Origin of the sequence: Bradyrhizobium sp. Y36, from assembly GCF_002531575.1 — a bacterium.
GTDB lineage: Bacteria > Pseudomonadota > Alphaproteobacteria > Rhizobiales > Xanthobacteraceae > Bradyrhizobium.
This window is the reverse complement of sequence record NZ_NWTI01000005.1, coordinates 59905-73851: the sequence shown is the minus strand read 5'-3', so window position 1 is coordinate 73851 and position 13947 is coordinate 59905. Positions and strand designations below refer to the sequence as shown.

At 65.7% G+C, this 13947-nt stretch carries 10 protein-coding genes; 7 read left to right on the top strand and 3 right to left on the bottom strand.

Translation table 11 applies throughout. The features are described 5' to 3' along the window. Positions 1-214: 214 nt before the first annotated feature. From CO669_RS11080 to CO669_RS11050, 7 genes are all read left to right on the top strand, one after another. Positions 215-2545, top strand: coding sequence for a putative bifunctional diguanylate cyclase/phosphodiesterase (locus CO669_RS11080; protein WP_097659844.1), 2331 nt, complete (start codon positions 215-217; stop codon positions 2543-2545). Positions 2546-2736: 191 nt separating this feature from the next. After that, a complete protein-coding gene (locus tag CO669_RS11075) occupies positions 2737-3462 on the top strand; it encodes an N-acyl amino acid synthase FeeM domain-containing protein (RefSeq protein WP_097659843.1) in 726 nt (241 codons plus the stop codon). A gap of 308 nt (positions 3463-3770) precedes the next feature. Beyond that, positions 3771-4259: a peptidoglycan-associated lipoprotein Pal gene (gene pal, locus CO669_RS11070; RefSeq protein ID WP_097659842.1), complete on the top strand. Its 489-nt coding sequence runs from the start codon at positions 3771-3773 to the stop codon at positions 4257-4259. Between the two features lie 187 nt (positions 4260-4446). Continuing rightward, positions 4447-5496, top strand: a complete 1050-nt coding sequence (gene ybgF, locus CO669_RS11065; RefSeq protein ID WP_198963953.1) for a tol-pal system protein YbgF — start codon at positions 4447-4449, stop codon at positions 5494-5496. 76 nt (positions 5497-5572) lie between these two features. Then, entirely contained in the window at positions 5573-6655 is a 1083-nt protein-coding gene (tilS, locus tag CO669_RS11060; protein ID WP_097659840.1) for a tRNA lysidine(34) synthetase TilS, read from the top strand. A 267-nt stretch (positions 6656-6922) separates the two neighbouring features. Continuing rightward, a complete protein-coding gene (ftsH, locus tag CO669_RS11055; RefSeq protein ID WP_097659839.1) occupies positions 6923-8848 on the top strand; it encodes an ATP-dependent zinc metalloprotease FtsH in 1926 nt (641 codons plus the stop codon). 193 nt (positions 8849-9041) lie between these two features. Then, entirely contained in the window at positions 9042-10487 is a 1446-nt protein-coding gene (locus CO669_RS11050) for a hypothetical protein (protein WP_097659838.1), read from the top strand. A gap of 1 nt (position 10488) precedes the next feature. On the opposite strand, the gene CO669_RS11045 is transcribed toward CO669_RS11050, so the two are convergent. From CO669_RS11045 to CO669_RS11035, 3 genes are all read right to left on the bottom strand, one after another. After that, the gene (locus CO669_RS11045) at positions 10489-11172 is read right to left on the bottom strand and encodes a class I SAM-dependent methyltransferase (RefSeq protein ID WP_198963952.1); all 684 of its coding nucleotides are present in this window, start codon (positions 11170-11172) and stop codon (positions 10489-10491) included. An 8-nt stretch (positions 11173-11180) separates the two neighbouring features. After that, positions 11181-12176, bottom strand: coding sequence for a glycosyltransferase family 2 protein (locus CO669_RS11040; protein WP_097659836.1), 996 nt, complete (start codon positions 12174-12176; stop codon positions 11181-11183). Positions 12177-12329: 153 nt separating this feature from the next. After that, positions 12330-13892: a hypothetical protein gene (locus CO669_RS11035; protein ID WP_097659835.1), complete on the bottom strand. Its 1563-nt coding sequence runs from the start codon at positions 13890-13892 to the stop codon at positions 12330-12332. Positions 13893-13947: the final 55 nt, after the last annotated feature.

Here is a 13947-nt window from a genome sequence, read left to right as displayed (position 1 = left end):
GTTGTCGAAAAGGCGCGCGGATTTTTTCGCATTCGGTGAGGAAAGCAATCCTTTCTTCACCTTGCGCTCGGCAAGCCTTGCCTAGTTGCTTGATATTTAAGCGGAAATCGGTTCGTAGATACCGAAAAACAACTCGACTTTAACGATGTTCCCTCAGAAAGGCTTCATCTGGGCTGGGTAAAAGTACGCGCCAAACAGGACGCGTAACAAGCCAATGCAACTGGCCGACCAGAAGCAGAGTGATCGAGACGAGCTGGAGCCGATACTCTACGCCGCTCTCATCAACTCGATGGTGCAGAATTTCTGGGCGATTTTCCTGGGCTCGGCCTCCGCGGCCGTGGCCGCGGTGATGACTGCGCTGAAGACGGGCGACGTCTGGCTGTGGCCGCTGGCGTTCCTGCTGATCGCCATCGGCACCGCGCGTGCATTCCAGATGCGCGGGTATGAAAACCGCACCCAGCCGCTCTCTTTCGACGAAGCCAAGCATCTGGAGCCGCGTTACTGGATCGGCGCGCTGAGCTATGCTGCGGTGCTCGGTCTGTGGGCCTTCGTCGTCATCTACAACAACAACGATCCCGTCGCCGACATGCTCTGTGTCGCCATCGGCATCGGCTACACCGCGGGCGGTGCCGCCCGCAATTACGGCCAGCCCCGGGTGATCCAGTGGCACGTCGCGCTGGCTTGCGGCCCGATGTCGCTCGCCCTGCTGCTGCACGGCGGATTCTACCACATCGGTCTGGCCATCCTGCTCGTGTTCTTCTTCATCGGGCTCAAGAACATCAACCTCAGCCTGCACGCGATCTTCGTCAAGGCGTTGACCTCGAGCTTCCGCGAATCCGCGCTGGCGCATCAGTTCGACACCGCGCTCAACAACATGCCGCACGGCCTGTGCATGTTTCGCGCCGATGGCCGCCTTGCGGTGATGAACCACCGCTTCAGCGAGCTGATGACCCTGCCTGACGACCTCGTCAAGCGTGGCGCCACGGCGGCCGATATCGTGTCCGCCTGCGTGTCCGCCGGCTCGATCTCGGCGGAGAGCGGCAACCAGATCCTGGCCGAGATCGCGCATGCGCGGGTCTGCGAGATCGTCACCGCCGATCCGAATGCCTCGCGCGGCCGCACGCTGGCCTGGACCTTTCAGCCGATGACCGGCGGCGGCACGGTGCTGCTGCTGGAAGACATCACCGAACGCACCAATGCGGAAGCCCGCATCAGCCATCTGGCCCGCTACGACGAGCTCACTGCGCTGCCGAACCGGGTCAGCTTCCACGACGAGATCGAACGGCTGCTGGCGAATTCACACCATGCCGAGCGGCTCTCCGCGCTGCTGTTCGTCGACCTCGACCAGTTCAAGCAGGTCAACGACACGCTCGGTCATCCCTGCGGCGACCAGCTGTTGTGCGCGGTCGCCAACCGTCTGCGCGAGATGCTGCGCCCCGAGGATTTCGTCGCCCGCTTCGGCGGCGACGAATTCGTGGTGTTCCAGCAGAACATCTCCTCGCCCGAGGACGCCGCCGCGCTGGCCCGCCGCATCGTCGAGCGGCTGAGCGAGCGCTACCGCATCGACAATCACCTGGTCGAGATCGGCGCCAGCGTCGGCATCGCGCTGACTTCGCCCGAAGGCGCCAGTGCCGATACGCTGCTCAAGAACGCCGACATGGCGCTGTACCGTGCCAAGGCCGACGGCCGCGGCACCTTCTGCTTCTTCCGCGACGAGATGGCGGCCACCGTCGAGGCGCGCCGCATCCTCGAGCTCGACCTGCGCAAGGCGCTGGCGAACGAGGAGTTCGAGCTGTTCTATCAGCCGCTGGTCAACCTGAAGTCCGGCAAGATCACCACCTGCGAGGCGCTGCTGCGCTGGAATCATCCGGTGCGCGGCACGGTCTCGCCGGTCGACATCATCCCGGTCGCCGAGGACATGGGCCTGATCGTCGATCTCGGCCGCTGGATCCTGCGCCGCGCCTGCATGGAATGCATGAAGTGGCCGGAAAGCGTCAGCGTCGCCGTCAACTTCTCGCCGCAGCAATTCCACCAGCGCGACGTGCTGAGTGAAATCCGCTACGCGCTCGAAGTGTCGGGCCTGCCGGCGGATCGGCTCGAGATCGAGATCACCGAGTCCTCGCTGCTGCGCAACACCCAGCTCACCCACGACATCCTGTCACAGCTGCATGCGCTCGGCGTACGCATCTCGCTCGACGATTTCGGCACGGGCTATTCCAGCCTCAGCTATCTGCATAATTTCCCGATGCAGAAGGTGAAGATCGACCGCTCCTTCCTCGAGGGCATCGACACCGACCGCCCGCTGACGCTGCTGCGCGGCGTGGCGCGGCTGTCCGCCGATCTCGGCATGGCGGTCGTGGTCGAGGGCATCGAGACCAACGAGCAGCTCGATCTGATCAGCGCCGACGGCACCGTCTCCGAGGCGCAAGGCTATCTGTTCAGCCGTCCGGTGCCCGCCGTGCGGATGCGCCAGCTGCTCAATGCCTCGCATGGACGGCGCGGCGAAGGCCAACTCCAGGTCGTCGGCTCGCGCTCCTTCGCCTGACTCCATTTCCCGAAACGTCCCGTCATTTCAGGCTGTTGCAGGCCCACCGTAGTGCTACGGAGGTTAACCCTAACCCTTCGATTGCTTTGCAAACTTGTTAAGAAGGTGTTAATAAATTACCACGCCCGCGCAAGTTGTCTTGCAGGAATAACTTTCGAATGCCGCGGCGTGAGTGTGTGTAAGGAGTTGGAATGCAGTCCTCAGCCAGATCTGTCATTTCGGCTGTTGGACGGGGAGCGGACCTCCTGACTGACGTCGATTATCATCTTGCCGAAACGGTCGCGGAGAAGGAGGAGATCTACAATCTCCGCTACCGCGCCTATTTGCGGGAAGGCGCCGTCAAGCCCTCGGCGGACGCGCGGGTCACCGACCGCTACGACGAGTTGCCCAACGCCTGGACCTTCGGCGTCTATCTCCATGGCGAGCTCTGCAGCTCGGTCCGCATCAGCGTGCTGACATCGGAGTGGCGCGAATCCACCTCGGCGGATGTCTTCCCGGACATCCTGCTGCCGCGGCTCGATCGCGGCGAGGTCATGATCGACCCGACCCGCTTCGTCGCCGATCCCGACCAGATCAAGCGGGTTCCTGAACTGCCCTATCTGACCACCCGTCTCGCTTATATGGCCTGCGAGCATTTCAATGCCGACCTCGGCCTTGCCATCGTGCGTTCCGAGCATCAGGCGTTCTACCGGCGGGTGTTCCTGCACGAGACAATCGCCGAGCCGCGGCTGGTTCCCGGCCTCACCAAGCCCTTCGGGCTGATGGCGGCGGATTTCCCGGCTTTCCGCAAGAAGGTGTTCGAGCGCTATCCGATTATGCGGTCGACCGCCTTCGAACGGCGGATGCTGTTCGGGCGCGGCGGCCAGCGCCAGGTGCCGCAGCGGCCGGTGCTCGTGGCTGACGCCGCACACGCTTGAAGTCCGCGCTGGCGCGGATGCGGCGCCACGCTTGAGCCTGATCCCGGCCCTTCAGCGGTCACGCGCAGGCCGGCCTCGCGCGTCGAAACCCAAAATTCCGGCCGAAAACGGCGTTTTTCCCGGCCTCCGCGGCTTGCCTTCACCCTCGCGCCACATTTACAACCCATTAACCATGATGGGTGCTTTTCGCCGGTTGGGGGCATTTGATCGGCCGACGCAAGGTTCCGTCAAGGTTGACGGAACGTTCGCTTAACCAACCCCCTGTAGACCGGACAGCAGTGGACGAACGTGAGCGTGGAGGCTCCGGAATGAAACATCCTATGCGTATCCTCCAGGGATTGAAGCTGGCCGCGGTGCTCGCCGTCGCTCTGTCGATGGGTGCCTGCGCCAACAAGAATGCTGCGACGGATGCGATGGCCAATGCGGCGACGCCGGGCAGTCAGCAGGACTTCGTGGTGAACGTGGGTGACCGCGTGTTCTTCGAAAGCGACCAGACCGATCTGACGCCGCAGGCGATCGTGACCCTGGAGAAGCAGGCGCAGTGGCTGCAGACCTATCCGCGCTACTCCTTCACCATCGAAGGTCACGCCGACGAGCGCGGCACGCGCGAATACAACATCGCGCTCGGCGCCCGCCGCGCCCAGTCGGTCCGCTCGTTCCTCGCCTCGCGCGGCATCGATGCGAACCGCATGCGCACGATCTCCTACGGCAAGGAGCGGCCGGTCGCCGTCTGTAACGACATCTCCTGCTGGTCGCAGAACCGTCGCGCCGTCACCGTGCTGAACGCGAGCTCCTGACGCTCAGTCAGGCCCCGTTCATCTTCACAGACCAATTATGCCGGCGCCCTTTCGGGCGCCGGTTTCGTTTCAGCATTCTGTGACAGAATCCCCGTGGCACCAGACACATTTTTGGCGTACTCCCCTTCAATGTGTGGCGCGTCACATGTTCCGTCGCAGGCCATTTCGCTTTCGTCGTCAGGGCAAGATGTCATCCAGATTTAAGGTCTTTACCGGCACCGTGGCCATCGCCGCGCTGCTCCCCTTGTTCACGCCCGTCTTCGCCCAGACGGATGATGATCCCGAGATGCGGATCGAGCGGCTGGAGAACCAGCTGCGCCAGCTCACCGGCCAGAACGAAGAGCTGCAATACCGCAATCGCCAGCTCGAAGAGCGGCTGCGGGCGCTCGAGGGCGGCGCGCAAGGCGGGCCCGGACAGGGGCAGCCCAATGTCGCGGCGACCCCGCCAGCCCAGGTCGCGCCAGCCTACCGCCAGCAGCAGCCGCCGCAACAGCAGGCCCAGCCGAATTACGAGCAGCCGCAGATCGCCTCTCCCGCGCCGATCATTCAGGAGCAGCCGGTGCCCGGCGCCCCCGGCAAGAGCCGCCGCGGCGATGCGTTCGACCCGAACCAGAATCCGAATGCGCCGGGTGCGCCGCGCGCGCTCGGCGGCGGGCAGCAGCCCATGTCGGCCGGCGGCCAAATTGGCTCGCCCGGCGGCCGCGGCGCCGGCGAGCCGCTCGATCTTGCCAACACCAGCCCTCGCTATCAGCCGCAGGCGGCGCCGCCGGCGGCCCAGCCCGGCTATCCGCCGGCGCAGCAGGGCTATCCGGCACAGGGTGGCGGTACAGGCCTGACGACGTTGCCGCCCTCGGCAACGCCGCGCGACGAATTCGACCTCGGCATCGGCTACATGCAGCGCAAGGACTATGCGCTCGCCGAGCAGACCATGAAGAACTTCACGCAGAAATATCCCAGCGACCCGCTGCTCGGGGACGCGCAATACTGGCTCGGCGAGAGCTACTTCCAGCGCCAGCAATATCGCGATTCCGCGGAGGCCTTCCTCGCCGTCACCACCAAATACGAGAAATCGGCCAAGGCCCCGGATGCGCTGCTGCGGCTCGGACAGTCGCTCGCCGCGCTGAAGGAGAAGGAGGCCGCCTGCGCCGCTTTCGGCGAGGTCGGCCGCAAATATCCGCGCGCCTCCGCCGGCGTCAAAGCCGCGGTCGACCGCGAGCAGAAGCGGGTGAAGTGCTGACGTCCGGGGGCCTGACAATACGGATGGTGCTGCGCTAAACATTGCAGCCATCCGCTGGCGATTGCTGGGCAGCGTCATGTCAGACGATGACAATTCTCCGATCTCGACACGCGAGGCGAGCCGGCTCTTCGCCGGGCTGAAGAATGCGCCCGCGCTGGTGCTCGCCGTCTCCGGCGGACCGGACTCGGTCGCGCTGATGTGGCTGATGGCGCGCTGGCAGCGCAGCCTTGCGCGCGCGCCGCGTCTCACCGTCGTCACGATCGATCACGGCCTGCGGCCCGAGGCGGCGCGCGAGGCGCGCGAGGTCAAGCGGCTGGCCACTGAGCTCGGATTGCCGCACCGGACCCTGCGCTGGCGCGGCGCCAAGCCGAAGACGGGGCTGCCGGCGGCCGCACGCAACGCCCGCTACCGTCTGCTCGCGGAGGCCGCGCGAGCCGTCGGCGCCAGCCACGTGCTGACCGCCCACACCCGCGACGACCAGGCCGAGACGCTGTTGATGCGCCTGGTCCGCGGCAGCGGACTTGCCGGCCTGTCGGCCATGGCTCCGCTCAGCGCGCGCGACGGGATCATGCTGGCGCGCCCGCTGCTTGACGTGGCGAAGGCGCAACTGGTTGCGACCTTGAGGCGGGCGAAAATCGGCTTTGCCGACGACCCCACCAACCGCGACACCGCCTTCACCCGGCCACGGCTGCGTGCGCTGCTGCCGCTGCTCGCGGCCGAGGGCGGCGATGCCAGAAATCTGGCGCGGCTCGCGACGAGGCTGGCGCGGGCGAATGCGGCAGTCGAGGTGCTGGCCGACGGCGCCGAGCGCTTCCTCCGTTTGCGGGATCGCGGCGATGCGTCGCAGGCGGGCGCGCGAAGCTTCGAGGCGTCGGCCTTTGCCGCCCTGCCGGAGGAGGTCCGGCTGCGGCTCCTGCTGCGCGCCATCAACGCGCTCGGGCATGAAGGGCCTGCGGAACTCGGCAAGGTCGAAACCCTGATGTCCGTGCTGGATCAGGCCATTGCGGCAGGCCTCCGCGCTCGCCCCGGTCGTCGGCCGGGCGTGAAGCAGACCCTTGCGGGAGCCTTGATCAGCTTGGCCGGCGGGCGTATCCACATCGCACCGGCGCCGGCCAGGCGCCGCAAGGGCGGACAGACGCGGGACGAGGGCGGATCATGACACCAGCCATTTCGCCCCGGCTCCGTCAGGACACCTTAACCAGGCAGGAAAAACCCCGCCCCAGGCGCCATTATTTCAGCGGGAATCGCTCTAAGATGGGCTAAATAGTCCCATCTCATTCCCTTGGCAGCGACCCGGGCGGCACCTAGATTGTATGCGTCTAACCGAGAGGATTCCTTGGGGATTTTCTCTAACTTGCCCAAGTAGCACCTGAAGGTAACTCCTGAAGGACCAGGCCGCGATCCGCGCGACCACGAAGGAAGATCGATGAACGCCAATCTGCGCAACTTCGCCCTCTGGGTCATCATTGTCTTGTTGCTGTTGGCGTTGTTCACGCTCTTCCAGAATCCGGGTCAGCGGGCCTCCTCGCAGGACATCGCCTTCTCGCAGCTGCTGAGCGAGGTTGACCGCGGCAATGTGCGCGACGTCGTGATCCAGGGGCCGGACATCCACGGCACCTTCACCAACGGCTCCAGCTTCCAGACCTATGCGCCGAACGATCCGACGCTGGTGAAGCGCCTCTATGACAGCAAGGTCCAGATCACCGCGAAGCCGCCGGGCGACAACGTGCCGTGGTTCGTCTCGCTGCTGGTCTCCTGGCTGCCCTTCATCGCGCTGATCGGCGTGTGGATCTTCCTGTCGCGGCAGATGCAGGGCGGCGCCGGCAAGGCGATGGGCTTCGGCAAGTCGCGTGCGAAGATGCTGACCGAAGCGCACGGCCGCGTCACCTTCGAGGACGTCGCCGGCGTGGACGAAGCCAAGCAGGACCTGCAGGAGATCGTGGAGTTCTTGCGCGACCCCGGCAAATTCCAGCGCCTCGGCGGCCGCATTCCGCGCGGCGTGCTGCTGGTCGGCCCTCCCGGCACCGGTAAGACCCTGATCGCGCGTGCGGTCGCGGGCGAAGCCAACGTGCCGTTCTTCACGATTTCGGGTTCGGACTTCGTCGAGATGTTCGTCGGCGTCGGCGCCTCTCGTGTGCGTGACATGTTCGAGCAGGCCAAGAAGAACGCGCCCTGCATCATCTTCATCGACGAAATCGACGCGGTCGGTCGTCACCGCGGCGCCGGTCTCGGCGGCGGCAATGACGAGCGCGAGCAGACGCTGAACCAGTTGCTGGTCGAGATGGACGGCTTCGAGGCGAACGAGGGCGTGATCCTGATCGCCGCCACCAACCGCCCCGACGTGCTCGATCCCGCGCTGCTGCGTCCGGGCCGCTTCGACCGTCAGGTCGTGGTGCCGAACCCCGACGTTGTCGGCCGCGAGCAGATCCTCAAGGTGCATGTCCGTAAAGTTCCGCTGGCGCCCGATATCAACCTCAAGACCATCGCGCGCGGCACCCCCGGTTTCTCCGGCGCCGACCTGATGAACCTCGTCAACGAAGCCGCCCTGACCGCCGCCCGCCGCAACAAGCGCATGGTGACGCAGGCCGAGTTCGAAGAGGCCAAGGACAAGGTGATGATGGGCGCCGAGCGCAAGTCGCTCGTGATGACCGAGGAAGAGAAGCTCTTGACGGCCTATCACGAGGGCGGCCACGCCATCGTCGGCCTCAACGTGCCCGCGACCGATCCGATCCACAAGGCGACCATCATTCCGCGCGGCCGCGCGCTCGGCATGGTCATGCAGCTCCCCGAGCGCGACAAGCTGTCGATGTCTCTGGAGCAGATGACCTCGCGCCTCGCCATCATGATGGGTGGCCGCGTCGCCGAAGAGCTGATCTTCGGCCGCGAGAAGGTGACCTCCGGTGCGGCCTCCGACATCGAGCAGGCCACGCGCCTTGCCCGCATGATGGTGACGCGCTGGGGCCTGTCGGAAGAGCTCGGCACGGTCTCGTACGGCGAGAACCAGGACGAGGTGTTCCTGGGCATGTCGGTCTCGCGCACGCAGAACGCCTCTGAGGCGACCGTGCAGAAGATCGACTCCGAGATCCGCCGTCTGGTCGAGGAAGGCTACAAGGAAGCGACCCGCATCCTCACCGAGAAGCATGCCGACCTCGAAGCGCTGGCTAAGGGCCTGCTCGAGTTCGAGACGCTCTCGGGCGACGAGATCGTCGACCTTCTGAAGGGCAAGAAGCCGAACCGCGAGTCCGTGCTCGAGCCCACCACGCCGCGCGCCTCCGCGGTGCCTCCGGCCGGCAAGTCGCCGCGCCCGCGGCCCGATGCGGATCCCGGCCTGGAGCCGCAGCCGCAGGCGTGATCGCCAGCAACGGATGAGATTGAAAAACGCGGCGGAAACGCCGCGTTTTTTGTTGGCCGCGGTTCGCGGGCAGGGTGTCCGGCGCGAGCGACGCCTCAAGCGGGCGGCAGGCGCGGGCTTCTGGACACGCCTCGCGGCAAATGCGCGAAACATTAAAGGCGACCTTAACGCTTGCGTCCTATTTTGGCCCGCCATGACTGAGCAGGTCGTCCACAGCGCGGTTCAACCGTTTTCGGCTCGTGCGGTGCTCCCTTGGGCCGTGGGGCTCTGCATCTATGCCCTGCTGCTGGTCGCCGGGCCGCGACTGCTCGGCGATCCCGACAGCTATTCTCACATCGAGGTCGGACGCTGGATCATCGCGCACGGCACCCTGCCGACGAGCGATCCGTTTTCCTTTTCGATGCACGGCGAGCCCTGGATCACTTTCGAATGGCTGTCAGAGGTCATCTATGCCGCCGTCCACGCGTTTGCCGGCTGGCCGGGCGTCGTCGCCATCGCGGCCGCGGCGATCGCGCTCGCCTTCGGCCTGTTCACGTTCTTCCTGCTGCGTGAACTCTCGCCGACCCTGACGCTGCTCATGGTGATCGCGGCGGTCGTCCTGCTCGCGCCGCACATGCTGGCGCGGCCACACGTCCTCGTGCTGCCGCTGATGGTGACCTGGGCGGCGGCGCTGGTTCGTTGCATGGACCGCGGCGGGCCTCCGCCCTATTGGGCGCTGCCGCTCCTGGTGCTGTGGACCAATCTGCACGGCAGCGTGGTGCTGGCGCTCGGGCTGATCGGCCCGGCGGTGCTCGAGGCGCTGCTGCGTGAAGCGCGAAGTGAATGGCCGCGCGTGCTGCTGCGCTGGCTGCCATTCTCTGCGCTTGCCCTTGCAGCGTCCTGCCTGACGCCGCACGGGCCGGAGCCGCTGCTGATGCCGCTGAAGACGCTCGGCCTCGGCTCTGCGCTCGCCTGGATCGGGGAATGGCGGCCGCAGGATTTCAGCCATGTCGGCGGCTTCGAGTTGCTGCTGCTGGGAGGCATCTTCGCGCTCTCGCGCGGCGTGACGCTGCCGGTCGTGCGAGCCCTCGTGGTGATCGGCTTGCTCCATTTCGCGCTGGCGCAGATCCGCAATGCGGATCTGTTGGCCATGCTGGCGCCGCTCTATCTGGCGGCCCCCCTGGGCCGGACGTTCGGCGGGCCAGGCCGTACCGATACCGACGGCTCCTCGCGCGGTTTGGGCCTGGCCGCGGTCGCTGCCTTGGCCGCCATCAGCGGACTTGCTCTGGCGCGCGACATCCGGCCGGCGTCCAACGTCACCCCGACGGCTGCCATCGCCCAAACCGATCTCGCGAGGGCAGGGCGCGTGCTCAACGATTATTCGTTCGGCGGCTATTTGATCTATGCCGGCATTCCCACCTTCATCGACGGTCGTGGCGAATTGTACGGGGGACCGTTCATCGACCGCTACAATCGTGCGCTGGCGCTGATCGACCTCGGAGATCTGCTCAAGCTGCTCGACGAATACAACATCGGCGCGACCCTGCTCTCACCGCGCACGCCGGCGGTGGCGATGCTCGACCGGCTGCCCGAGTGGCAGCGCGTCTACAGCGACGATGTGGCGGTCGTGCACAAGCGGCGAGATACACCGCAAAGATAGTCTAGGCGGTGCCGAAGGCGGCGTATTGGCCGCCGAGCCACATACGGCCCAGGGCCCCCTCAAGCCGCCGCGCCGGTTTGCTGTCCCAGGGGAGCAGCAGGAAATGCCGCGCGCCGATCTCGCACAGGCCGCCCGCAGCCATCAGCTTTCGCGTGGTGCCGGCACCGAGCAAGACCGCGTCCCGGTCGAACTCACAGCGCGCGACGGCGAGCCGCGTCAGCGGGTTGTACGGATTGTGCTCGATCACGCAGACAAGCCCGCCGGGGCGCGTCACACGGCGCATCTCGGCGACGAACTGCGCCCATTCGGCCGGCACGATATGGTGCATCACGCAGATGGCCGTGACCAGATCGAAGCTGCCAGCGGCAAAAGGAAACGTACGGCCGTCAAACTCCCGGTAATCGACCCCGCGGTTGCGAGCGCGCGCCTGCGTCAGGCTGGCTGAGGAAACGTCGATGCCGCTCAAGCGGCCGACCATGCCGTGCAGCAGCGGGTGAAGGCTGCCGACGCCGCAGCCGACGTCGAGCATATCCGGCCGTTCCGTGCCCAGCCGCCGCGCGATCAGATCGCGCAGCAGATCGGCCTTTGCACGCATGAAGAAATCATGCGGCAAGCCCGAGAAGTCGATCGAGGATTGGACCACGTCCCGGTAGTTGTCGTGGTAGCCGTCGAAGAGTTCTGTCATGCGCTGGGTCACTCGTTGACGGCGTGGATCGCCGGTGCCGCCGCCGCCTCGTCGCGACCGAAACCGACGCGCGTCTGCACCACGTAGAGCGGGCGGCGTTTCACCTCGGCATGGATGCGGCCGACATAGAGCCCCACGATGCCCGTCATCAGCATGTTGATGCCACACAGCAGCGACACGACGACGATCGTGGAGGACCAGCCGGTCACGAGATGGCTGTCCTTGCCGAGCCACAACAGGACCACCCAGCCGCCATAGAGCAGCGCCAGACCGGAGACCGTCAATCCGCACCAGATCGCAAGCCGCAAGGGCAGGTCGGAAAAGCCGAGTGCGGCGTTCACCGCAAGGCGGACCATCTTGAACAGCGGGTATTTGGTTTCGCCCGCGGCGCGCTCGAGGCGGTGGAACGCGACCTCGGCCTGCCGGAAGCCGAGCCAGGCGATCATGCCGCGCACGAAGCGATCCTGCTCCGGCATCTGCCTGAGAGCGTCGAGCACCTTGCGATCGATCAGGCGGAAGTCGCCGACATCGGCGGGGATGCCGACGGAGGATATTTTGCCGAGCAGCCGGTAGAACAGATGCGCAGTCGCACGTTTGAAGCGGCTTTCGCCCTCACGCGACAGGCGTCGGGCGTGGACGATGTCGTTGCCTTCCTTCCACTTCGCGATCAATTGCTCGATCACTTCCGGCGGGTCCTGCAGATCGGCATCCATGACGATGATCGCGTCACCTTGCGTGGCGTCCATGCCGGCGGTGATGGCGATCTGATGGCCGAAATTTCGCGACAGGCCGATGTAGCGAAAGCGCGCGTCGCGCGCGGCAAGCGCCCGCAGCACGATCGCGCTGGAATCGCGGCTGCCGTCGTCGACGAAGATCGCTTCTGCCGGCCCGTCGAGCCTGGACATCACCTGGTCGAGCCGCCGCAGGAGGACCGGCAGCACGGCTTCCTCGTTGAACACGGGGATCACGAGGCTGTAGCGGATCGATCTGGAATTGGCCGCCATGCGAGGGATTCCGGCTGGGTTGCAGGGGCGGAAGTCTAGGAGCCGGTGGTTAAGGTCGCCTTGCCGCAACCATTAAGTGTCTACGGCCCTGGGCATTGCCGGGAGGGCGGATCGGATGGTGGTTAACCACGCGCGGGCAGGCGCGGCTTCGGCCTAGGGCTTGCGGTGGATCCTGTAGAGCACAAATCGCTCCGACCTCTCTAGCACCTCCAGCAGATCCGGCAGCGGATTTGCGGCTGGCGATCCAAGCACATAGAGGTAGTCGAAATCCCGGTACCAGGTGCGGACAAACGGCGGAACGTCTGCGGGCGGCTGGCCCATTGCGATCGCGGCAAGCAGGTCCGACGGCACCGGGCCTCCATAGGGAATGGCAATATTGCGCAGGGCCTCACGTGGCCGCACGGGCTGCTTGCCCGTCTCCGTGAACAGGTTGGGCACGAAGGCGTTGGCATAGTGCACGGCCAGCGTCGGCGCATAATACATCGGATAGGAGGTGAGGTCGGCGAAGGGCGGATCGCCATTGTCGCCTACGCTTCCGACGAGAACGCGCGAGCCGCGATCGATCTTCTGGAACGAGGCGATGATCGCCGCATAGTCGGCGCGGTAGGGCAGCCAGACCGAAAGCACGACGGCGATATTGAGCAGTATGATGCCGCTGATCCCAGCGAGCGCGGCCATTCTCCAGGCCCGGCTCGGCAGCGACAGCGCGCAGAAGGCCGGCAGGATCAGAGCCGCGGCGGGAATTACGCGAAGATCGACGAACGAGGTTCCGAACAGTTTTGACGGAATGACCAGATAGAGGAGCGCAAAACCGATCGCGAGCCAGATCCCGGCCGGCTCGAGCCTGAGGACGCCGCGTCGTGCGGCGAGCAGCAACGCGATCATCAGCGCCAGCCCGGTCGCGGCCGCGATCGTCAGATTGTAGCCGTTCATGATGCGGAGCGGCCAGACCGGCTTGAACCCGAGGAACCAGCTCGTACCCTCGCTTCCGATCGACCCTGCCGTGACATGCATGATCGCAAACAGCGCGAGCGCCGGAAGGGCGAGCGCGCCAAGCCGCGCGGCCGCGACGGGGTACGACATCGGCCGGTCTCGGATGCGCGACAGCTCGAACAAGCCAAGCGTCGCGCCGTAAATGCCGAGTGAAAAGAAGTGCGCGACATACAGCGCGGCGACGAAGAGCAGATTGGCGACGAAGCGCAGCGGCCAGGGGCCGTCGGCCAGCATCAGATAGACCGCGATGCCGAACAGCGCGAGGCCCAGCCCGAACTCGAAATTCACGAAGCCCCAGCTGAACGGCAGACAGTAGAGAAAGGCCAGCGCAGCGAAGCCGGCGAGATGGACCCGTCCCTTCCGGGCCCATTCGAGCAGAAGCGCGCCGCCTACGATCAGCAATTGGCTCAGCAGCAGAAACAGCCGCGTGGCAATCTCGACGCCCGTCAGCCGCGCCATCTGCGGGACCAGCAGATCCATTCCGAGATTGGGGTAGAATGCCCACGCCACCTCGTAATGCGGATTGGCATCGGGGGTGCCGTTCTGGCTCAGAATGTACATGCGGGCGAGATGGTTGGGATAATCGACCATCGCCGGAATGGGGGTCAGCAGCACCGGCAGAAGCGAGACCGCCGCCAGCACCGCGAGAACGATGATGGCGACGGTTCGCTCCGAGCCGGCTTGAGCCGGAATTGTCAGAGGCGGCTTGCTGGAAGGAGCCATGTCATGGGATCGCTGAGGTCTCGGCGCGGTGCGCCAGCTCGCGCCTGCGTCACCT